13 protein-coding genes and 2 riboswitches are annotated in these 23162 nt (G+C 51.1%); of the genes, 7 read left to right on the top strand and 6 right to left on the bottom strand.

Annotated features, from left to right (window positions below; all coding sequences use genetic code 11):
- Positions 1-33 precede the first annotated feature (33 nt).
- The 3 genes from RJP21_RS00570 to RJP21_RS00560 all read right to left on the bottom strand — a co-directional run bounded on the left by RJP21_RS00570 (position 34) and on the right by RJP21_RS00560 (position 8406).
- Positions 34-4830 carry a MucBP domain-containing protein gene (locus RJP21_RS00570; RefSeq protein WP_310857640.1) on the bottom strand — a complete coding sequence of 1599 codons (4797 nt, stop codon included), beginning with the start codon at positions 4828-4830 and terminating at the stop codon, positions 34-36.
- Between the two features lie 71 nt (positions 4831-4901).
- Positions 4902-4990: riboswitch (cyclic di-GMP riboswitch) on the bottom strand.
- 322 nt (positions 4991-5312) lie between these two features.
- Entirely contained in the window at positions 5313-7403 is a 2091-nt protein-coding gene (locus RJP21_RS00565) for a hypothetical protein (RefSeq protein ID WP_310857639.1), read from the bottom strand.
- Between the two features lie 145 nt (positions 7404-7548).
- Complete coding sequence (locus tag RJP21_RS00560) at positions 7549-8406, bottom strand: protein phosphatase 2C domain-containing protein (RefSeq protein ID WP_310857638.1); 858 nt, start codon at positions 8404-8406, stop codon at positions 7549-7551.
- A 335-nt stretch (positions 8407-8741) separates the two neighbouring features.
- On the opposite strand from RJP21_RS00560, the gene RJP21_RS00555 reads away from it, so the two are divergent.
- The gene (locus tag RJP21_RS00555) at positions 8742-13226 is read left to right on the top strand and encodes an S-layer homology domain-containing protein (protein ID WP_310857637.1); all 4485 of its coding nucleotides are present in this window, start codon (positions 8742-8744) and stop codon (positions 13224-13226) included.
- A 144-nt stretch (positions 13227-13370) separates the two neighbouring features.
- Here the strand turns inward: RJP21_RS00555 and RJP21_RS00550 are convergent, their stop codons facing one another.
- Together RJP21_RS00550 and RJP21_RS00545 are read right to left on the bottom strand one after the other, a co-directional pair.
- Positions 13371-14687, bottom strand: coding sequence for an FtsW/RodA/SpoVE family cell cycle protein (locus tag RJP21_RS00550; protein WP_310857636.1), 1317 nt, complete (start codon positions 14685-14687; stop codon positions 13371-13373).
- The gene (locus RJP21_RS00545; RefSeq protein WP_310857635.1) at positions 14688-15017 is read right to left on the bottom strand and encodes a PadR family transcriptional regulator; all 330 of its coding nucleotides are present in this window, start codon (positions 15015-15017) and stop codon (positions 14688-14690) included.
- Between the two features lie 273 nt (positions 15018-15290).
- Positions 15291-15390: riboswitch (cyclic di-GMP riboswitch) on the top strand.
- 108 nt (positions 15391-15498) lie between these two features.
- Between RJP21_RS00545 and RJP21_RS00540 the strand changes: the two genes are divergently transcribed.
- From RJP21_RS00540 to RJP21_RS00530, 3 genes are all read left to right on the top strand, one after another.
- Entirely contained in the window at positions 15499-16638 is a 1140-nt protein-coding gene (locus RJP21_RS00540) for a response regulator (protein WP_310857634.1), read from the top strand.
- A gap of 168 nt (positions 16639-16806) precedes the next feature.
- Positions 16807-17583 (top strand): GNAT family N-acetyltransferase, encoded by a 777-nt coding sequence (locus tag RJP21_RS00535; RefSeq protein ID WP_310857633.1) that lies wholly within the window; start codon positions 16807-16809, stop codon positions 17581-17583.
- 149 nt (positions 17584-17732) lie between these two features.
- Positions 17733-19403, top strand: coding sequence for a hypothetical protein (locus tag RJP21_RS00530; protein ID WP_310857632.1), 1671 nt, complete (start codon positions 17733-17735; stop codon positions 19401-19403).
- Positions 19404-19690: 287 nt separating this feature from the next.
- Here the strand turns inward: RJP21_RS00530 and RJP21_RS00525 are convergent, their stop codons facing one another.
- A complete protein-coding gene (locus tag RJP21_RS00525) occupies positions 19691-20566 on the bottom strand; it encodes a hypothetical protein (RefSeq protein ID WP_160039619.1) in 876 nt (291 codons plus the stop codon).
- Between the two features lie 328 nt (positions 20567-20894).
- On the opposite strand from RJP21_RS00525, the gene RJP21_RS00520 reads away from it, so the two are divergent.
- The 3 genes from RJP21_RS00520 to RJP21_RS00510 all read left to right on the top strand — a co-directional run bounded on the left by RJP21_RS00520 (position 20895) and on the right by RJP21_RS00510 (position 23071).
- Positions 20895-21254 carry a MerR family transcriptional regulator gene (locus RJP21_RS00520; RefSeq protein WP_310857631.1) on the top strand — a complete coding sequence of 120 codons (360 nt, stop codon included), beginning with the start codon at positions 20895-20897 and terminating at the stop codon, positions 21252-21254.
- Between the two features lie 129 nt (positions 21255-21383).
- Positions 21384-22265 carry an NAD(P)-dependent oxidoreductase gene (locus tag RJP21_RS00515; RefSeq protein ID WP_310857630.1) on the top strand — a complete coding sequence of 294 codons (882 nt, stop codon included), beginning with the start codon at positions 21384-21386 and terminating at the stop codon, positions 22263-22265.
- 164 nt (positions 22266-22429) lie between these two features.
- Positions 22430-23071, top strand: a complete 642-nt coding sequence (locus RJP21_RS00510; protein WP_310857629.1) for a YfbR-like 5'-deoxynucleotidase — start codon at positions 22430-22432, stop codon at positions 23069-23071.
- Positions 23072-23162: the final 91 nt, after the last annotated feature.

Raw genomic sequence — 23162 nt, 5'->3', positions numbered from 1 at the left:
CCTCAGGCGAGGGGTCTTTCTGATGAATATAGCTTAAGGATAAACGCGATCCGGCTTGACTTGTTCCCAAGTTTCAGCACCATCGGCATTTCTGCTGTAATCATGATTGTTGGTCGCTTCGATCACGTCCGCGTAATACCACTTGTTCGGCGTATTATCCGGCCATGCTTTTGCAGCCTTATGAATGCCTTCGGCTTTGACCTTGCGGTTCAATACACTGTTGATGAAAGCCATCGCTTCCGCACGAGTGATGTATTGATCCGGTTTAAACGTGCCGTCCGGGTAACCTTTGATCCAGCCTTTGTTGGCGGCAGATACGATGTACTTTTCAGCCCAATGGCCTTTAATATCCGAGAACGTCGTATTTTCCTGCTGATCCAAATCGTCAAATCTGGATGCAATCGCCGCAAACTCCGCTCTAGTGATCGAACGGCCCGGTTTAAAGGTTCCGTCCGGATAGCCGGTGATGATGCCCGCATTTTCCATCGTTGCGATGTTTTTGCTGGACCAACGCGTAGCAGCCACATCTTTGTAAGAGCTGGTGCTCTTCATGTAATCGCTGCGCGTTGCGTCATCCATCAATCGGTAGAAGATGGCCGCAACCTCTTCGCGGCTAATGTTGTTTTCCGGTTTGACCATGCCGTCGGGATACCCGTTGATGTAGTTGAAATGGTTGGCCGTATCCAGCTTCGGAGGCGCCGGCGGCAATGGCGGCACAACAGGCGGTGCCGGTGGCAGCGGCGTTACGCTGCCGGAATTGCCCGAAGACGATCCCGGATTGCTCGGGCTCGGATTACTTGGACCCGGATCGACTGGCGGCGTTACCGGACTGTTTTTCGTATAGTAGAAAATAAATTCCTGTCCGTCTTTATCTTCAAACTGATATACGACGGAAGACTGCACTGGCGTATAGCCGGATACAGGGACAGCCGTCAAAGTTACGGTACTGCCGGCTTTTCCTGTCAGAACGGTCGAAGCTGCCAGTTCGGCGCCTGTTCCTTGTTCCAGATACTTCACGGTAACCGCTTGGTCTTTTTCAACCGGAGCTGTATCCGGGATGAAATAAACGATCAATTCCTGGAGCGCTTCTCCGGTGAATCGGTACGGATACTCGGCTTGCTCCGGTTTGTAAACCGCTCCGCTGACAGTGATCGGATCCGGTTTGATCGTGATGGCTTCGTCAGGTTTTCCCGAATACGTCTTTTGCCCCAATTCCTCATTCGTTAACTTGTTCAGGAATCTGACCAGAAGCTGCACAATCGTCTCGTCTTGGCCCTTTTTGTAATATACGGTATATTCCTGCTCCGGAGCGTCGGTAATGAGATACTCATGGTTGATTTCCAAAGGCGAATATACGGCGTCGACAACAGTGATCGGTTCTTCGCTCCACCGCAGCGTTTCTCCAACTTTGCCGGTCAGCGTCGTTGTTTCTGCGATCCGATCGTTCGTCTCTTGATCGACATGGTGGATAGATACGGTGCGTTCCTCAGGTTCAGAAACTTGTTTCTTGTAATAGAACACATATTCCTGGTTGTTCTGGGACGACACCGGATATGAAACCTCAGGTTTTTCCGTTACGTAACCCTCGATGTTCGGAGCTTTGAGCAGCACTTCCTTGCCTACCTCGCCTTGCAAGCTGGCAGGTTCCAGCAGCTGCCGATTCGTTCCTTCTTCAAGGTATTTCACGGTAATCGTGCGCATTTCAGGTGCCGGTTGGTCTGCTGTGTAGTAGATGACCACTTCTTGTTTTTCGTCGGCAGTGAATTTGTACGCAACTTCCGGTTTCACTGGCGTATAGCCTGTGATCGAAGGCGATGTCAGCGTAATTTCCTGATCCGTCACGCCTTCTTGCGTTGTTGCATCTTTAATATCCTTGTTCGTATCCTGGTCTACGTAACGGATGGTTACCGTCTGCTTATCGGCCGTGTAGTACACGGTGTGCGACTGGTCTTTATCCGCCGTGAAGGTATACGTTTCGGTTCCTTCTACTGGCGTGTAGCCTTCAATCTCTTTAGCCACGTTGACTTTTTCGCCTTTATGGCCTTTGTGAGTTGTCGGGTCTGCGAGTTCTTTCTCCGTGCCTTGTACCAGATGTTTCACCGTTACCTGCTGCTCAATTGCTTTATAGTAGATGGTGACTACTTGTTTTTCGTCAGCAGTGAATTTGTACTCGACTTCCGGATCTACTGGCGTATAGCCCGTGATAGCAGGCGCTTCGATCGTGATAGACTGATCCGTCACGCCTTCCTGCGTTGTTGGCTCTGAAATTTCCTGATTCGTATCCTGGTCCACATAGCGGATCGTTACCGTTTGCTTATCGGCTGTATAGTACACGGTATGGGATTGGTCCTTATCCGTCGTGAAGGTATACGTTTCGGTTCCTTCTACTGGCGTGTAGCCTTCAATCTCCTTAGCCACGTTGACTTTTTCGCCTTTATGGCCTTTGTGAGTTGTCGGGTCTGCGAGTTCTTTCTCCGTGCCTTTCACCACATGTTTAACCGTTACCTGCTGCTCAATTGCTTTATAGTAGAGGGTGACTACTTGTTTTTCGTCAGCAGTGAATTTGTACGAAACTTCCGATGCTACTGGCGTGTAGCCATCAATCGCAGGTGCAGTCAGCTTGATCTCCTGATCCGTCACGCCGTCCTGCGTTGTTGGAAGCTGAATTTCTTTCTTCGTATCCTGGTCCACATAGCGGATCGTTACCGTTTGCTTATCGGCTGTATAATACACGGTATGGGATTGCTTTTCATCCCCGTTGAACGTATACGTCTCGGTTCCTTTGACCGGCGTGTAGCCTGGAATCTCCAGAGCAACGTTGACTTCCTCGCCAGTATGGCCGCCTTTGATCGTTGGCTGAACCAATTCTTTGTTCGTGCCTTCTACCAAATGCTGCACCGTGACCTGTTGTTCGGTGGCATTATAGTAAAGGACGACTTCCTGGTTTTTCTCAGCCGTAAATTTGTACGTCAGGCTTGGCTGTTCCGGGGCATAACCCGGAATGGCAGGAGCAACGATCGTGATGGCTTTGTCCGTCGCGCCTTCCTCGGTTGCGGGAGCTTTAAGTTCCTTGTCCGTGCCTCTTTCCAGATACTTTACGGTTACCGTCTGCTTATCTGCCGTGTAATAGAATGTGTACTCTTGGCCTTCTTTGCCCGTAAAGGTATACTTGTCGCTTGCCTTTTCAGGGGTATACCCAAGCACTTTCTTCGCTTCAAGCTCAATCTGCTTGCCTTTGAGTCCCGTTACGTCGGTTGGCTCAGCCAGCGCTTTATTCGTCTCTTTGTCCAAATACTTGACCGTTACGTGCTGCGCTACCGCCTCCATGAATCCGAACCATACCGTCGGGGTCGGCTCTTTCATGGTCAGTTTCACGCTGGTAGGGTCGTCACCTGCTTCGAGCTGGTAACCTTCAATAGTCGGTGCATCCACAGAATACGTATTGCCGATGTCCAGCGCTTCTTTGCCATCCTGCGCGAAAGCACCGCTATAAAGCTGCTGTGCAAGCTCCGGTCTTTCGACCACCACACCCTCGGCATTAACCGGCTGACCGTCCGCATTTACCCGATAACCTTTGACGGTGATCGAGCCCTTGCCGTAACTTACTTGGGGAACCACGAAGTTCTTCTTCACGTTGTTCCCATGGATGTCGGTATAGTCAATCGTTGTTGTTCCATTCGTTGGATACAGCGTATTTGGATCTGGATGTTTCGATTGATCCATTTTGACCCTGTAGGTCAGCGTAGCCGGAGAGCCTTCAATGATGTTTCCGGCGTCCCATTTAAAGGTTTCGGTCTTGTCGTCCCATGTAATGGTTCCTTGCGAAACCGTCGGTTTGCCGACCAAGTCGAACATGTCGCCCATAGGGTCGGTAACGATTGCTTTCTGGGCAGCGTAAGCGATCTGTCCGGACAGCTCGGAGAACACCTTGCCCAAATCCGCGCTGTTGGATGAATAATAGCCTTTATTTTGAACATTATTCAGCACGTATTTGGCATCTGGATCATTCCCGACTTCAAGGCCGATCGAATAAATGCCGATGCCGCCGTCCCAAGCGAGTTTTGCTTCGGATAAAGCGGCGATGCCGTTGTCTTCCACTTTCTTGCCGTCGACGGTATATACCTCGCCGCCCCAGCCCAAAAAGCCTTTATCCAGCGCATATTTCGAGCCGTTTCCGAGAACATCACCGTTATAGCCGAAATCATACAAAGTAAAGTTGTACTTCTTTTCCGGCCAATTGTATGCTGCGGCATGCGATGCCTTGTAGCTGTAAGTTGGTGCGCCGTCGCTCAACAACACGATGACTTTGTTTTGCGCCTGACTTCCGGCCAACATCCCGCGCGCTTTATTTAAACCCGCCTGGATGTTGGTGCCTTCATTGCTGACTGTGATTGCATCGATCACTTTCTTTAAGCTGTCTTTCTGACCATATCCTGCGAAAGAGGATTTCTCGCTTGCCGTCTTATCGAAAGTCACAACCGCGATTCTCGTCGTCGAATCTTTAATCAGCAGATTGTCGACGAACTTGTTCGCCGCAGTCTTTGCATTGGTCATCCGCTTTGATTGATCCATACTTCCGGAGCGGTCGATGACCAGCACGACATCCGAAGTCGTTTTAATGTTCTTCCCTTCGACGGTCAGCGTAATGTCCCACTGACCTTGCCCTGCTGGATCAGCCTTCTTAGTCAAATTGACTGCTCCGGGGTTGGGCCATATGAGATCGTTCGCTGCTGCGTATGTGGAGTTCAGGAATAGATTGCCCGGCAGGAATCCCAGGAACATCGACAATATGCACAGCCACGATACTACGAGTTTTAAGCCCCGCTTCATTTTCTCCTCCTTGGCTCTATTTGGATTGGTTCCCCGGAACACGAAAAAGCCCGGCTGCATCAACGAATGTGAAATGCAACCGGACGATCATAAGTCACGTGGACTGTTAGACTCCAAGGCTTTGCGACCTAATCTTTCGATTAGTGTGCCAAAGATATAAAATTGTCGTCATTGCAGATATACATAACGAACGGCGCCCATGTCCTTGGATTTGCCAAAAGTTAGTATATTAGAACTATTGACCAATATATACCTAACGAAATTACGTTGTCAATTACTTGGATGTGCACTTTCAAAAAATATTTTTTCAGGCCCCCTTCGCGTTCATTGATTTGGCACTCAAAGCGAGTCTAACTTCCGGGTATCGAAATTCGGGCATAAAAACCAGCATCGACTCGTTCATTGTAGCATGGACTTCTTTCATCCCCGTCTCAAATCCGTCTCATTTTTTTCAAACGACAAGTTTTGCCTTTTTGCGCATCTTACCCCGGCTCCGGACCTCCGTTCCGAAGCTGTGCCGCCAGCACGCGCGCAAAATTGGCAACGGCTTTTTTCAAATGGCGGTAAAAGGTGGCCCGGCTCATGCTGCATTCGAACGCCGCGGCTTCCGGATTGCCGGCATGCTGCCAATAAGCGGCGTACAAAAGGAAGACGTACTCCTTGGTCGACCCGTATTCGTCGGGCGTTTTCAAGAACCGGAGCATCCATCGCTGGAGCTCGACTCCGCTATCCACGCCGGGAAACATGCCGATATAATTCTCCAGTTCGACCGGATCATGAAGCGACAGAAGGATTTTTCGCAATTGCCTTTCTTGATCCTCCGGGTTTAATGCGTGAAATACTTCCGCAAAAAGGGGCCCTCTTTCCGCGCTCCCTTTAAAAAACGAAAGCACCCAATCCCCGAAATTATCCGCGCGGAAGTCAAGCTCCAATATATGCGCCTCCGCCCAGGATACGTCGCAATTCCGGGTTGCCGTCGGCCGCATGCGGAATCCGATGCCGCGCAGCTGCTGTTTCAGAACATCGTTCGTGGCTATAAGAACGGCGCGGCTGCCGTCGCCAAGCAGGGACAAATGGCCGAGCATAAGAAGCCCGATAATCTCTTCCCGTGAATACCCCGGTATGGCATTCGTGGCAGCGGCCAGCACAGGGTAATACGTATCCGCTTTGTCAGGCTCGCAGTTCCATTCCTCTTCCGGAAAGCATTCCGACAATTCGTGGGGAAAATAACGTTGGAGAAGCGTCCCCGTTTCATCATAAACGAGCATGATGATAAACATGCCCGCAGGCTTTCCCCGGTCGTCGCGCACGATCGCGATGCTCTCGGGAAAACGGACGGCCAGCTCGTCCAAAAACTCGTGATAGGTTCTGTGCATCGGCGGATCGATGCTGTAGGCGCACCATTCTTCAAGCATCTTGTGGAGATCAGGCAGGTCGGCGGCCGCAGGCTGCTCAAGAGGGGGGATCGAATCGCCCGAAAAATCGGCGTACCCCCTATCCGGCGACAACAAATCTTTGCTCAGCAGAAGCATTTGCGACGCGATGCCGCGGCGCTGCTTGCGGTCCGCCTGCTGAAGCCTCCGATGCAGCAGCTGCGCCGCGGAGCATTGCAACTCCCGCAGCCGCTCCGGTTCACGTTGGCGAAAATCCCTTAGCAGATGCATTCTCGCCACGTCGTGCAGCCCGAGTCCCCCTGTCCCGGAACGGATGAAGGATAACCCCGCGAGCTCGCGGAACTGCTGCAAAGTAACTTCCCTGCCCGTCAAACGGGACAGCATTTCCTGGTTGGCTTCGGGCAGAACCGTTAGGACGTCCACCATCGGCTGCAGCTTCTCCGAAGCCAGCTCGCGAAGCACGCGGGCGCTGATGGACTGCGATATGATTTGCTTCTCGGGACCGAAGGCATGATCTTTGATGGCCGCTTCCACGGACAAAGCCAAAGCCAGCGGATGGCCATCGCTAATCCTCGCCAGCCTCCCGATCGCTTCATCCGGAAAAGTCCCGAAAGATTGGATATAGTCGATCATTTCCTCGTTCGTAAAATGCGAAAGCTGGAACTCCGTCAGTCTCGGCCCCCATACGGGATGGGTAATCCATGACAAAGGCAAGCGCGGCCGCGACGCGAGCAGAACCGCCACGCCCGCCGAAGGCAGTTTGGGCAAAAAAGCCTCCAGCAGCCAGCCTTCCAGCAGTGAAAGTTCCTCGAAGTTGTCTATAAACAACATAACCCGGCTGAGGACTCCGGATTTCGACAATATTTGCAGAGGGTTGGAACCGGCCGGCTCCAGCTGTTCCAGCGAGACGGCGGCCGACAAATTTTCCAAAAAGGACGCCGGCGTAGGCGTAAACGAGCGGCCATCCAACCACAGGCATGCACAACCTGCATCCTTGCCGAGCCCGGATAACCGGGACATTAAGGAGGATTTCCCGATCCCTCCCATGCCCGTTATGGAAAACATCCGGGTCGCCGCCGCTTCATCCTGAAGCCATAACGACAACCGCGACAGCTCCTCCGCCCTTCCTACAAAGCGTCCACCATCATCCGTCACCATTTGACGCGTTTTTCGCTCCATGATTTCCTCCGCAGGTTCCGATCTTATTTTGTTTTATTATATCGATGGGAGAAAATCCGGAATAGCCCCATTTCATCAAAAAAAGGAAAATAATTCATTGGGGAATTGGTATTTAGATTTTTGGGGCAGCCGAAGAGTAGAACCTTTAAAACCTGATCCAAATCCCCGTTTTATCGTCCGATCGCTTAAAACGAGGGTAACGGATGCACTCCGGATCGTCTTGTTCCAAATCCAGCAGCCACTTTGCATAACCCTCCAAGCCTTCCGCAACGACACGCCGCAGCAACCTTTCTTCCGGGCTTCCGGTCTCGTCCTCCTGTACCGGCCACGGCTGCGGATAAAACAATCCGTCCGTCGCAAGCAGCAGACCCGCAAGTCCAATCCGGTTGATTTTGCCGTATTCCAAATAGTTATCCGCATCCGGTAAACCGTTAATCACGGAATATCCCTCGGGGGTGTTCATTTTCTCCTTGTTTTGAAGCAGCCTGGATTTGACCGTGTCCCAAAGCTCCTCTTTCGTATGTATGCCCTGCTCGATTCCTTGCTTCCAAATCGCCAGCGATTCCTCTCCGATATGGGCAACCTGATCCCGCGTAAGGACCCGTACGGAGCCGTCCCTGTACGTGGCGATCACCATGCAGTCTCCCGCCTGAACGTATTCGATATGATGCTCATGAATACGGATCGCCGCCAGCGCGGCGGTCCACAGCTCGCTTTTGCGGTCCGTCCGGATGCCGCATGCCCGCATTTCCTCGCCCAGCTTGGCGTTCGCCTTTTTCGCATGAGTCTCGAGGTCATGGCCATCTTCTACCCCCAGTTGATCAAAATACTTCTTGATCAGCTGCGAGGCAAGCCTGCCGCCGGTTTCGCCGTTTGCACTCCGGTAAGGAATGAGCGACGTCGCCCCATCGACAACCCCGTATATTTGCAAGTCTTGACGAAAAATGACGGCGTCTTCGTTCCACTCCCCCACGCCTTGAATCGAAATATGCCGAAAGTCCATGAGAATTTCACCCTCCATCCTCGTTGTTTATTGACCGGGTTGCTGCAGCGATTCGAACAACCTTTTCGTCTGCTCCGGATCCTTTTCGTTATAGTAAATCGTAACATCTTCAAGCTGGATTCGGATACAATTGCTTAAGCGGAATTACGAAAATATTCAGAAAACATTCAGAAGCATCATTTACATTTAGGGTTATGCAATAAATCTTCGAGAAAAAGGATCATTGCGTTCATAGAATGATAATTCCAATAACCTGCCAGAGATCGAAAAAATGCTGTGCCGCAATGACCGGACCCGAAGGCACAAAAAAAATCATAAGGAGGAAAGAGAACACCATGTTTCAGGCAGTCAAAATAAGGCCGCTTTTTCTCGTCATCTGCATGCTGGTTGCGACGCTGCAGCCGATGACGGCGGCGGTTCACGCCAGCCCCGTCGACAAATGGGTCACCTATAAGTTCGACGATTTCGGCAATGCAAAACAGGTCGGTTTATTTGAATTGAACGGGAAAGCGCAAATTACAAAAGACTCGAAAAACCGGCAAATACTTCGCCTAACTGAGGCTAAAAGCAACCAATTCGGCACCGCCTTCAACAAAAACCTCATTGCGGCCGGCAATCATTATTCCTTCAGCACGTTCTTCAAGTTCCGCTTAAACGGAGACGATCACAAAACTTCACCGGCAGACGGCATTACGTTTACGGTTCAAGCCCAATCGAACAAAGCCGGCGCAGTCGGCCAAGGCATCGGTTACGGAGGAATTGAGCCAAGCTTCGCCATCAAATACGACACCTACCAAAATGGCGGCAAACCAACTTACGATCCTTCCGACAACTACATCGGCCTTGCCGTAAACGGCAGCGTGAACAACACCAACCCTAAATGGTATACAACCCAGCTGAACAACATCAGACTCTCGGGCGGTCAGGATTTGTATTCCTGGATCGACTACGACGGCGTGAACAAGGTCGTCAAGGTCTACCTCAGCCAAGGAGAAACCCGGCCTTCGACTCCTGTCCTCGAGACGCATGATATTGACCTCGATGACATTTTCAAGGGATACCCCGGCGTATATGCCGGATTCACGTCGGCGACGGGCGGATCCATGGAAACCCATGATATCATTTCCTGGTATTTCACCAACTCGCTCGATCCGGTCGACGTAGGAAATACCGATTATGTGTACAAGCAGGCGCCTACGGACGTCAAAATTCAGTTGATCCCAACAGGCGATCCCGGAAAATATGAGGTCATCGGAACAGCGCTCGACGTCAACGGCGATCCGGTCGAAGGAGCTCCGATGCAATTCTATTCCGAAGAGGGCGTTCTGGCCTCGCCTTCCCAGTCGACCGACGCGTCCGGAAAAGGCAGGACGATTTTGGACTTCGGCACCGCTGTTCCAGGCGGGGAAATCAAGGTCACCACGGTCGGAGGAGCTTATGCCTCCATTCCGAAACCTCCTGTCCTGGAAGCAGGAAAATCACCGGATACGGCTACGACCTTAACATGGAGCACCGTCACGGGCGCCACCTATTACAACGTGTATAAAGACGGCAGCCTGCTCAGTTCAAACATCCATGTTCCGACCTACACCCTAACCGGTACGGATTTGGACGACAAATCCACCTATACGGTTTCCGCCGTTTTCCAGAACAGCAACGGACAATATACCGAAACCCTTCCGTCCAATCCGGTCGTCATCGGCCTGTATTTGAATCAAAAAAATTATGAGCTGAACACCAATCCCGCCAAACCGAATTACCAGCAGCAGACGGTAGTCACTTCGGTATATACGGGCGGTACGCTCGACGTAACTTTGGACGGTACGACTTTTAAAATCAAGGATTCTTCCATAGCGTCCGTTGATAACGAAGGCAAGATCACGGCCGTCGGTGCAGGAACAACGGTCATCGAAGCCACGTATAAGGACAAAACCGTACAAGCCGTCATCAACGTCACGATCGACGCCCCGGTCATGAAAGCCGAAAACGTCACTTCCACGGGCGCCGAGCTCATCTGGAATGAGGTTCCGGGCGCACAATCCTACAATATCTATGACGACAGCGGCAAACTTGTAGCCAAAGGCATTAAAGACAACCAATACGCATTGACGGGATTGCAGCCTGGATCGACGCAGTCTTACACCGTTAAGGCGGTCAGCAACGGAATCGAATCCGGGCCTTCCGCCCCCGTACAAGTCCAAACACTGGCTTCGGGCCTGCGCGATCTGCTGATCGATCCGGCAAGCGTCACCCTGCAACCCGGAGATAAACATACGCCCAAAGTAACCGCGATTGCATCGAGTGACGAAAGCATTCGAGATGTCACCGGAAAAGCGATCTACGTTTCTTCCGATGAGAAGGTTGCAATCGTCGACGCAAACGGCGTCGTTACGGCGGTCGCGCCTGGAACGGCTGTCATCACGGCAACCTATGACGGTAAAAGCGTCACCGAAACCGTCTATGTGCAAAACGAAAAACCGGCTTATACGCTGGATCTCGGCGTGTCTCCGGACCATGTGCTGGCAGACGGAAAAACATCCGTGACCGTGTCGGCCAAAGTGACGGATTCCGAAGGCAAGCCTGCCGCCAATGTGCCGGTTGAAATTACCCTTGAATCCGGAAAAACCGATACAGTGATAACGAACGACGAAGGCATTGCCGTTTGGAAGTATACTCCGGATCCATTAACCGGTAATACGCCTAAACACGACACGATCACTGCGAAAATTTCGGATAACGGCAAAGATATTCAAAAAAGCGCAGCCATCGATTATTTCCCTGCCGCAATTGACGGATTCATTACCGATCAGGTAACCGGCAAACCGATAGCAGGGGCGACGATCGTCGTCAAAGCCGATTTCAACCAAGACGGTGTGATCGATTTTGCGACGGAAGTGACAACAGGCAGCAACGGTTCATACCAAATTGCTGTACCGCGCGGAAATTATGCGTATACGCTGGAGATCAAAACGCCGGTTCAGGTTGGTAACCAGCAAGTCACGTTGACTCAGACAAAAACGGTCAATGTGGGCCCGATTCAGCCGGGGCAAATCGTTAAACCGGACAACGCGCTGAACGGACAGCTGTTTGTCGCTCAGGCAGCCAACGCCTCTTCGGCTACGACCCTTGGCGCTCTTCTCGGAGACGGCGAAGGCTACGCGATCATGAAAAGCTTGGACGGCAGCGGCAACGAGCAAAAGGTTCGCATCAACGAAGACGGAGCGTTCTCTCTGAACCATGTGGCGCCGGGCAAATACGAAGTGTCCTATCAGCTGAAGCTTGCGGACGGCACCATACTCGCCGGTCCTTCCGCCATTGTGAACGTGGATATGACCAAAGAAGGACAAACAGGCATCGTGTACTCCCTGATCGACCCGTACGGCGTCGTTACCGATGCCTCGACAGGCAAAGTGCTGGGCGGCGCGGAGGTACAGTTGTACTGGGCGGATACGCCTGCCAATCAACGTAAGGGGCGGGTGCCGAATACGCCTGTATCCTTTCCGGCATTGGCGGGATTAACCCCGAACCAAAACGCCAACCCGCAGTCTACCGACAGCGCAGGCCAATATGCCTGGATGGTATATCCGGAAGGCGATTATTACATCATTGCAAAAAAACCGGGCTACTACACGTACGATTCCAGACAGGCCAAACCTAACGTGCCTGCGAACGGATCGGACAGCTACATTCAAGACGGCATTATTTACGTAGGCCAAAGCATCGTCGCTTTCGATTTTGCCATGCAGCCGCTGCCTTCAACCGGAACAAGCTCCGGATCGGGTTCAGGTTCAGGTTCGGGTTCTGGTACAAGCACGCGAAACCCAAGCCCTTCGCAGGGCGAAGTATCCCTGAACTTGTCCGTTGACCAAAAACAGGTTAAAGAAGGCGGCCAATCGACCATTACCGTTGACTATAACAACTCGACGGCATCTGCCGTTAACGGGGCGGTCATTCAGGTGACTATTCCCGAGGGAGCCGAGCTTGTCGACGCGGGCGGCGGAAAGGTTGACGGCAAAACCGTAACCTGGAACCTTGCCAGCTTACCGGCCGGCGGCAAGGGAAGCTTCAAAATTGCAGTTAAATGGGGAACGATCAACTCCGAGCAGGCGCAATATGAAATTGCCGGCCAGCTCTTGTTCGGCGGCAACAGCAAAAAAGCTTCAGCTCAAGTCCAAGTGTTTTCGGACCGGTTCGGGCAGCTGAAGCATCAACGCTACATTCTCGGTTATCCGGACGGCAAATTCCATCCTGCCGGCTCCCTGAGCAGAGCGGAGCTTGCAGCGATCGTCGCCCGGCTGTCGGATCAAACGACAGGCAGCCCGGCAACGTTCAAGGATATCCGAAAAGGACACTGGGCGACAAACTACATTCAGATCGCCGTATCCCAAGGCTACTTCAAAGGGTACGCGGACAACACGTTCCGGCCGGATGCTCCTGTGACGCGCGGCGAACTTGCTTCCGTGCTGGCGCGTTTCCTGAAGCTTGACCAAGCGACGGCCGTCAACCGCCACTTCTCGGATCTTGACGGCAGCTGGGCCGCTTCGTCCATCGAAGCGCTGTACCGGAACAATTTGCTCTCCGGTTACCCGGACGGCACGTTCCGGCCGAACCAAAAGATTACGCGGGCAGAAGCCGTAACCTTGATCAACAAAGCATTGTATCGCGGACCGCTCACAGGCCTTGATCCGCTATTCCCTGACGTAAGCCAAAGCTTCTGGGGCTTTGGGGATGTGCAGGAAGCGACCGTATCCCATGCATCCGTCCGTGACGAGCATGGCGCGGAGGTTTGGAAAAAAAACCTTACGGATAACGTGAAATAAAGGATTTGCGAGCAGTCCGATCTCACGGCTCAAGGAGGCGGCATTGCGCCAGCTCTGCGTAGCCGTCAAATTACACACTACAAGCCCTCCCGCTTCCGGTAACGGAGGTCGGGAGGGCTTGTCTATGTTCAAAAGCACCCCGTGTCAGTGCCTTGGCAACGCTCCTTCGGCCGCCCTCGGGATCATATTTTTCCGCCGGAAGACCGACAGCAGCAGCCCAACGGCTGCAAAATCAAAGACTTGCATCATATTGCTGTATCCCATAAAGGGCAGCACTTCACCGACAATAGGGACGATGCCAAGGGACATGAGGATCGGCCACAACATCCGGATGGCGAAAAGGCTCGTGAACCCGATCAGGATTCTCTTCGCATATTCATCTTGGATGAGGGCGTTCATTTTCCAGAACCGGGCGATAAACCAAACGACCAGTCCCGCGATGAGTATGCCGAATCCCCAGCCGAAGCAATAAATCAGATACGGGAACAAGGAGTCGCCGTACGCATAAGGGAGCGTGTCAAGCCGCGCGGCAAAACCATGTCCGAACCAGCCTGCGGAATGAATCGCCGCTTTGGTTTGTATCAATTGATAGCTGTCTTCCCACACCGGATATAGGTAGGCGTGAAGACGATGATATAATTGCCCGACTTGGGTAAGGGCAAATATGTATAAGGACAACAGCGGAAGGGCCAGCAATAGAAACTGGATACCGTTCCTTTTGGTCATCCAAGTCAGCACGAAAAAGGACGCCAGATAGATGCACCCATAAAACCAGGAAAACCCTTGGCAGAACAATAAGACGGGAATCACTCCCCTGCCGATCAGCTGAAAAAGATGTTCCACTCCGCGCCACTCTTTGGCCTGCTTCATCCCCGCCAGCGCCAAGATAAGAATCGGAAGCGAGATCGCCATCATATTGACGCCAAAATTACCGAACGCAAGAAATACTTTCCTTCCATTAAGATCGATTCCTTCATATAAAGTAAACAACATCAGAAGTAACATCCCGTAAAACAGCGTTGCGGAGTGTTTTTGTATTTTTCGGTAATCGACAAAATAAAAGGCCATCAGGCAAACCATGCCCATAAGGGTAAACAGTACTTTTCTCTCGAAAAGCGCACCGCCGAATTGAGGGTACATTCCCGATTGCTGGACGGTAAATACTCCGAAGATGCCTATGAGCGCCATAACCGCTATAATAACAAGGATCTTCCATTCTACTGCCGGCTTGTGCGCCCGGTGCAAGTTGCGTCCAATCTCATTCGGGTCCCCCATCTGGCGGACCGCCTCCGCGGCAGCTTCTTCTTCCGGCATTCCTTTCCCAAGCAGAATCTCCATTCGGTCAGCTACATGGGACGAAAGCTCCTCGCGGATATCCGCATGCAGTTCCTTGGCGCGAACGTGTTTGCATACTTGGTTCAAAAAGGCGGCAATAACCGCATGTTCTTCAAGCTGACGCACTTATGTTCCCTCCCCTATGACCCGGTCCACCGCGGTCCGGAATTGTACCCACTCTTGCGTTTTTTCTTTTAATTGACCCCGGCCCTGATCCGTAATCCGGTAATACTTGCGCTTGCGCCCCTCATGCGTGCTCCAATAGGCATCCAACCAGCCTTCGGCCTCCAACGTATGCAGGATAGGGTATAACGTTCCTTCCTTCATGGAAAATACCCCTTCCGAACTTCGTTCGATCTCTTTGATCAGCTCATAGCCGTACATCTCTTTCTTGTTCAACACCGTGAGCACTAAAATAGCCGTGCTGCCTTTCAGCAGCTCTTTATTGATTGTCATGGCAGTCTCCTCAATACATAGATTTACGATGTATCGTAATGCTATGTATATGAGTATATGAAAATCACATTCGGAAATCAAGAGCTTTTGAAGTTTTTTAAGTACTGCTGGCGGCAAGGATGTACTTATGCCAACTCGTATTACCTGATCTTTATTGCAAGAGGCGGCGGAGATTTTCGTCGTAGTCCGAACGATCGGATCAAGTTCAGAAAATATTCAGATGCTTCCTATATACTGTCTCTTGTTGCTCACTTCTTCCTCAAATATATGCTCGCACGATCATGGCAAACCCGCTTGAAAAACGGGGACGCAAAGCTATAGGGGCTAAAGGATTTGCCATTGAAGCAAATGTCCATGCCAGCCAGCTGCCGAATGCGACGGAAATCTCCGTCTTATTCAGCATGCCATGCTGCTTGACGGAGTTTTTTTTCTTTTTCCTTCAATCCGGAAGGAAGGCAATACGAATAAAGGTGGAATCAGGATGAGGGCTTTACTAGTCGACGACGAGCCGTTAGCTCTGGAATATCTTAAAAAGAAGCTCGAATACGATATTGGCGGCGTGAACATCGTAGGTTTATGTTCCAACCCGTATGATGTGGTCGAAACAGCGGTAAAAGAGCGGCCGGACGTCGTGTTTCTCGACATCCATATGCCGGAGATGAACGGCCTCGAGCTCGGCGAACAATTGCAGGCGGCCGTTCCCGGCGCTGAAATCGTTTTTGTGACGGGTTACGACCAGTATGCCGTACGCGCTTTTGAGCTTTATGCGCTGGACTACATTATGAAACCGGTGCGAATGGACCGTTTGCGCCAAACGGTTCAGCGCCTGCGGGAAAGGCTGCAGCAAGACCCTGAAATTTCCGAAAAAAACAAACCGCCGCTTTTCCTGTGCTTCAACCAGCTTCGGTTCAAAATGCCCGGCAGGGAGCCGCAGGCATTGAGATGGCGCACAAGCAAAGCTCAGGAGTTGTTCGCTTATTTGCTTCACCACCGCGAGCGAACGGTCGATCGCGGCACGCTGACCGAGCTCCTGTGGCCCGATTTTGATGTGCCCCGGGCGACGCAGCAGCTGTACACGACCATCTATCACATCCGCCAAACCCTGTCCAAGGCAGGTCTGACGATGATCCGCATCATCAAAGGAGAACTCGAATCCGGATATCGCCTGACCATCGGGGGAGCCCGAGTGGATACCGAGGAATGGGAGCAGCGGCTCAAGCAATTGGATGCCGTAGACGTCACGAACGTGGATGAACACGAGCAGGTCATGGAGCTGTTCGAAGGGAACTACTTTGGAGAGTATGAATACCTGTGGGCCGAATACGAACGGGAAAGGATCCGGCTCTTATGGCTGCAGCACGCCCAACATCTGGCCGAGTTTTATATCGATCACGACAATGCGAAAGCGGCGATTCATGTCAATCTTCGCATCCAAAGAAAGCTGCCCGACCGCGAGGAAACCTATCTGACCCTGATGAAACTATACGATGCCTCCGGCGACCAGGCCGGCGTGGAAGAACAATATTGGCTCCTTGCGAAAAGGGTGCAGGAGCTGGAGCTCGCCATTCCCCCAAAAATCCTGGAATGGCATGCACGATGGAAGCAGCGGCATGTTCATTAATTGCAGCAAACCCCCGAACGCTTCGTTCAGGGGTTCATGCCGAGCCTGTTTTCATCGCTCCAGCCAGGAGGGAACAAAAGAGGTGTTTGGCGGACATGCGGAGAACTTTTCATGTAAGATCCACCTTCTAGCGTTGGCGATCAAATAAAACATTTGAGGTGCATATCCATGAGTTGTGTTTCTAAAGCATGCAATCGACGCGACATCGCCCATTCCATCCAAAAATACGTCGGGGCGCTAAGCTCTCCGATCGATTCCTTTTTGGAACAACGAATCCTGGATTCCGATTTTTATGAAATCAGCCATCTTGCCGCGCCCGCAGGATATTACGCCGTGAATAGCGACCACTGCCTGACGCAGTTTTATTTGGACCCTCCGTACATTGCCGAATCCCAAGAGATTTTCAACAACGTTATACGCCATCATCACGTGCAATCCATGCTGGTTCCCACATGCGACGAGCTGTTTTTAAGTTTGGCCCTGGACCTTGAGGTCAAGATCGAAAAACAGGCTTATTTTTTCCAGGACGCCAAAACGAACATCCCGGCCGACAAATTATATCCCCACGGGGAATTTAAAGCTGCCGTTGGCCGGGATGCTGCTAACATCGCAACAATGTGCCAGGACTTCATTGGTAAAGTGGAGGAGCGCATTGAAAACGGGGAGCTGTTCACGTTTACCCAAGGGGGGGTTTTGCTTGGAATCGGCATTGTGGAACGCAACAAACTGCTTGACGGGTATGGGAGTCTAGGAATGTTTACGAACCCGTCGCACCGAAACCAAGGAATCGGCAGAACGATCATCCATCACTTGAAGGCATGGTGTTATGACCACAACCTGGTCCCGGTCTGCGGGTGCTCGTATGATAATGCGCCTTCCAAACAAACCTTGGAAAGCGCCGGGATGGCGTCCAAAACCCGATTATTGAACATCAACATCCTTTAAAGCCGCGGATCGATTTCCCGTTCCTGAAGGGGTTACGTTAAAAGGCGGATGGCGGAAGCTTCGACGAAGGCGCTGGAGCGGTACGGGAAAGCGAGTAAGAGAGAAGAAGTTTAAGTAGCAAAATTTTGAAAGACAGGGGGAACTCGTGCGTGTCCAAAGCAGAGAAACGTTTACGCGAGATTGAAAGCCAACTTGATGAGGCGATGTACAATTTGCCGATTTATAAAATCAACAGAGATAAAGCGCTGCAGTTAGTTGCTTCCCTATATGAATCTTTGGAAATGGCACTCCAATTGCAAGTGGTACGAAGTCAAGATCACCCGGAGGCGTTATCCGAAGCAGAAAAAAAATCAGAAAGTTTAAAGGGTGCCTTGGCCACAGCTATTCAGCATATCAATAACATCTGCCCTGAAACGGAAGGTGAGAATGGAGTAGGGCAGCCGGCAATAGATCAATGTATTGAACTGCTGGGTACTTCTAGCCTATACCAATATGTGGAGGTGAATTATAAAGGGATTCGCCCCGGAATATTATCCCCCTCTATCGAAGAAGACTCGCCAGATCAGATTACGATTGCTTTTCGCCCCGTTGACGATAAAGTCCAACGTTATGAAATTATGAATGAGATACTGATCGAAGAAAACTCGAGGTTGTATCAAGATAGAATGTCAGCCATTAAACAAGCACTACATAAAAAGTATCCTAAACTAACGAACTGGCGCTTGAAAGATGCCTACTATTCAGCTATTGCGGATAGCCAAACAGACTTGTTATTTCATCTGCCGGATGAAATGGATTTGGCCGGATATAAAGTGAAGGATATCAAGCACGTATGGAGCAAGCTTTTGTATAAAGCCTATATGGCATCACATGCCGCTCGTAAGGATTGTCTGCCGATCTTGGACAAGATCGGTGTTTTGCCGGAGCATATGCTGCCAAATCTTCTATACTTTATTGATGTTGACGAGTTCGATGGCGTAGACCGGCACGTTGTGGAGTCAATACTTGATGATCTTACTTTCGGCACCATGAAAGGCAAACAGAAGTATGGAAGTTTAATGACGGAACCCCTTATTCAATTGACTGATGGAGCACGATTCGTAAGTCCGACATTCATTAGCCATAATCTAGCTGGAAGAAATATAAATGCGACACTCAACCGAATATACGCCGGGACGGTAGATAAAGATACCGTGTCAAAAGAGGCCTATTTCGTGCATGAATTAGAATCAATATTAAAGCTGTTTCCTGCACTGAAAGGAGGCGGCCCAACTCAACTTCCCGGAGATCTGCCGGATGTTGATTATGCAATTTACGATCCGATCTCAAAAACAATGGTTGCTCTAGAAATGAAGTGGATAACAGAACCTGTTACAGCTCAGGAAATTGTATCTCGTGACGAAGACCTATACAAAGGGCTTCACGTCCAAATACCTAATTATAAAGCGGGAATTACAGCAAATCTTGAATCTTTCATGAAGAAGACCTTTGAAGAAATCGATCCCGTCGATCATATCGATTATTTTGTTTTAACAAAGATTTCGATTGGAAGCGGAAAAATCAACGACGATTCCAACCGAATCATTAACATTCGCATGCTAAAAAAAGCGCTGTTCGATCATGGAGGCAATCTTTATGAAGCGACCCAAGCCCTTAGGACGGGAGCTTATCTTCCTCAAGAAAATGTTCATTATAAAATAGTTGAAAACCGCTACCCATTTGCCGGGGTGAATTTTATAACCTGCGGAAAGGAAGTTCTCGAGCCATTTTCCCTCCAAACACCGGATGATCTTAAGTTTTTCCCAGGAAAGATAGAGTAAAGCCCAGGATACTCGGCGCTGGTTACATACGAGCCATCCCCCGTTCCGAAAATCCTGCGTTTCTTCCGAAGCGTAATGCAGCGTTCAAGGAAAGATCCCGAGTCGGCGGAGGTACTTCGTCATCTGATCCCCGGGCTGCATGCGGCCGTTCGGAGTCACTTTTCAGAAATCATACCGCCCGCCTGCATTTCAATACAATACGCTTTCGAGCGCTCTTTATTTTTGACGACGGTCCCTTCCGCCCCGTTTAGGATAAAGAAAGAGGCGAGCAAGCCCATCCCTCCGACTTACCACGACGAAAGCTCCGTCCTTTTCCAGCTGTCTTTGGCAACGCAAACATAAACGTATTGATCGTCCCAAGCCATTTGCCCCTGACTGCAAGGTTCTTTGGAAGAAGCAGGCGTATGCTTTTCGCGGATGCGGAGCTTGTCCCCGTTCACGTCAAGTTTGGTGTCGGGCTCGTCCGTGCCGATCCCGATATTTCCGTCGCTGCGCTGCATGGTGAGTGCGGGATCAACCGCGTTGCCTTTGTCGTCATAACGGACGAACTGCAAATTGGCTCCCGTATTATCTCCCGCTTCTTTCGAGCTGTCCGCGCGGACGGCCCATCGTGGCGTCGTTTCATTATCTTGGCCGGCTACGCTGAACTGAAGGTCACGGTTCGACCCGGTTTCCCCTGCCACCCTCAAAATGCCGTTCATCACATTGAAGTTGGACGAATGGGTGCGGATTTCGCTGACGTCGGTGTCGTAGGGGATTTCCAACCGGGTGAACAGCTGATTCGCATATTGTCCCGTAGGCGACATTGTCGTCTCGAACGACATATGCTTATGATCATGCTGCTCCGGATTGTTCGCTTTGTCGTGGGAGATGATCGCAGTCTTGTCCATGCCTTTCTCATCGGCCCATACGATCGCGGGCTTGGCTCGATCCGCCGTCCATTGCAACCGGATCAGGTCGGACAGATGCCCCTCCTTCTTGATCCATTTCTGGTCGGTCGACAGAAGCAGATGCTCATTGTGCGGTATACGGATTTCGCTGCCGTTCTGCTCGGATTGCCCCAGCGTCACAGCTTTGTCCGATTCCTGGTTCGAAAAACCGGTGCCCAACAAACAAATGCCTCCCAACATCACCGCTGCCATCATGGCCTTTGACAATTTCATGTTTTCCCTCCGTTTTCCGTATGTTCTTATGCTCAGTCGTTTTAACGAAAAAAGACTTGGCCTGATCGTATATAAACATCACCCGGCGCACAACCCATTTCGCGGAATGTCCCGGAAAAACGATTCTTTTCGCCTAGCGTTTTGCCGCACAGGCTGCCGCAGCGGTTCCTACCAAAGTTGTGCCGTACTTTTGGCCCCCTGCTATTTGAAAAGACGCCGAAATATATTTTCGGACTCCGATGCGCAATGCTTTCATTTTTGGCGATTTTCAGATAACCTCTTATTATCGAGAAATGATATCGTCTTCCCCATAAGGAGGTCGCCCGCCTTGAAAATCAGCGAACTTGCCAGCTTGAGCCAAGTCAGCATCCGGTCGATTCGGCATTATGAAAATAAAGGCCTGCTAAAGGCCGACAGGTTGGAAAACGACTACAGGGATTTCAGCGAATCGGCCGTAGAACGGGTCAAAGCCATTCGGCTATATTTGCGTTTAGGACTCACGACCGAAGAAATCGGGACATTGTTTAAGACGGAGGTAGCCGACCCCGACGAATATGAATATTGCGAGGAAATGTTGGCGACCTATCACGTGAAGCTCAGCAACGTAAACGGTCAAATCGAAGCTCTGCAGCAATTGAAGGGGCTTTTGGAAAAACAGATCGCAAATACGGTGCGCCGAAAAAAATAACCTATTCAGGACGTCCAAGGATCAGTGAACACGCTCCGAAGACGTCCTTTTGCTATTTTGGGCGTTGACTTTACCACTAGCGTCATCCTTTACGATGGATGTGAATTCATTTCGAAAGGGGTTTTGACGTTGGAAGCTAGACATCACAAAGGGGTAACCGTCATCGGTCTGGGGCCGATGGGTCAAGCGATGGCGGGCGCGTTCCTTAAGCAAGGCTACGAGGTGACCGTATGGAACCGAACCTTAAGCAAAGCCGACGAATTGGCGGCACAAGGCGCGTTCAAGGCAACTACGCCCGAGGAGGCGTTGGCCGCGAACCCGCTGGTCATCCTCAGCCTGACCGATTATGACGCCATGTATGCCATCCTGGAGTCGGCGCAAGGGAGCTTAAACGGCAAAGTCATCGTAAACTTAAGCTCGGACACCCCGGCAAAAGCGAGACAAGCGGCAGCATGGCTGGCGGGTTATGGGGCCGTGCTTCTCGCCGGTGGCGTGCAGGTTCCGCCTTCCGGAATCGGCAACCCGGGGTCATCTACCTTCTACAGCGGCCCAATAAGCGTTTTCGAGGCTCATAGAGAAACGTTAAACGTGCTGACAAGCACCGATTACCGCGGCGAAGACCCCGGACTTGCCATGCTGTATTACCAAATGCAGATGGTCATCTTTTGGACGTCGATGCTCAGCTACCTGCAGGCGCTTGCCCTTGCCAGCGCAAACGGAATTACGGCGGAGCAGTACCTGAATTACGCCCAAGAAAATATATCGTCTTTGCCCGGCTTCATTGAATTTTACACGCCGCGGCTGAACGCCGGAGAACATCCCGGGGACGTGGACCGGCTGGCCATGGGGGCCGCAAGCGTCGAACACGTCGTGCAAACATTCGAAGACGCGGGGCTCGATCCTTCCTTGCCGGCCGCCGTCCTGAATCTCTTCCGTCGCGGCATGGAAAAAGGGCATGCTGCCGACAGCTTCACAAGTTTGATCGAAATCATTAAACAGCCGATTGCATAACACTTGGGGCTCCTGATCTTCGATCGGGAGCTTCTTTTGTCGCTCAAGCGCACACCCTATTTCCAATAAGTTCTGGCATGAGTTAACGATCCTTTTACAAACGGAATGTATACTGTACGTACAGCAACATATAAACCATATTCAAAGAAAGGAATGCAAAAAACATGGGTATTCATGCGTATTTCCAATCGCTGACCGATCTGGAGCGGATCATTCGGTGTCCGGGCAGATTCAAATTTCAGGAACACAGCGTCTCCGCGCATTCCTGGAAGGTCGTCCAATACGCCAAAACATTGGCGGACATTGAAGAAAGCAACGGGGTAACGGTGGACTGGAAGAAGTTATACGAAATTACAAGCAGCCATGATTACGGTGAAATTTTTATCGGGGATATCAAAACGCCCGTGAAGCACCACTCGCTCGAATTGCGCGCCATGCTGCAGCAGGTCGAAGAAGGAATGGTCGCCCATTTCATTGACGAGCATATTCCCGCCGAGTTTCAGCCCATCTTTCGCAGACAGCTGCGCGAAGGCAAAGACGATTCCGTGGAAGGGCTCATTCTTGAGGTTGCGGATAAAATGGACCAGATCTATGAAGCCTTTGCCGAGCTTCAGCGGGGAAATACCGAAAAGGAATTTATTACGATGTACCGCAGCGCCCTCATCAAAATCAAACAAATCAAGCTGCATTGCGTCGATTATTTTCTCCGTGAAATTTTGCCTGATTTGGTTCGCGAGGGATCCCAATCTCCAATCGATATCGAATTGATTACGAATGAAGCATTAGCCTCTGAAACCCGCCCCTGATCCCTCACGTTCCATGATTTGATGATGGCCGCAATGGGGTTCAAGCCCTGATGGGGCTTTTTGATTTGCAGATGAGCACCCTAGGCTGCCT

Origin of the sequence: Paenibacillus sp. VCA1 (genome assembly GCF_031583795.1) — a bacterium.
Classification (GTDB): domain Bacteria; phylum Bacillota; class Bacilli; order Paenibacillales; family Paenibacillaceae; genus Paenibacillus_AQ; species Paenibacillus_AQ albilobatus.
The sequence above is the reverse complement of the archived record's forward strand: the minus strand, read 5'-3'. Positions and strand labels throughout refer to the sequence as shown.

Coding starts and splice junctions, on each gene's coding strand:
- RJP21_RS00570 (WP_310857640.1), bottom strand. CDS start 4,830: ATGAAGCGGGGCTTAAAACTCGTAGTATCGTGGCTGTGCATATTGTCG.
- RJP21_RS00565 (WP_310857639.1), bottom strand. CDS start 7,403: ATGGAGCGAAAAACGCGTCAAATGGTGACGGATGATGGTGGACGCTTT.
- RJP21_RS00560 (WP_310857638.1), bottom strand. CDS start 8,406: ATGGACTTTCGGCATATTTCGATTCAAGGCGTGGGGGAGTGGAACGAA.
- RJP21_RS00555 (WP_310857637.1), top strand. CDS start 8,742: ATGTTTCAGGCAGTCAAAATAAGGCCGCTTTTTCTCGTCATCTGCATG.
- RJP21_RS00545 (WP_310857635.1), bottom strand. CDS start 15,017: ATGACAATCAATAAAGAGCTGCTGAAAGGCAGCACGGCTATTTTAGTG.
- RJP21_RS00540 (WP_310857634.1), top strand. CDS start 15,499: ATGAGGGCTTTACTAGTCGACGACGAGCCGTTAGCTCTGGAATATCTT.
- RJP21_RS00535 (WP_310857633.1), top strand. CDS start 16,807: ATGAGTTGTGTTTCTAAAGCATGCAATCGACGCGACATCGCCCATTCC.
- RJP21_RS00525 (WP_160039619.1), bottom strand. CDS start 20,566: ATGAAATTGTCAAAGGCCATGATGGCAGCGGTGATGTTGGGAGGCATT.
- RJP21_RS00510 (WP_310857629.1), top strand. CDS start 22,430: ATGGGTATTCATGCGTATTTCCAATCGCTGACCGATCTGGAGCGGATC.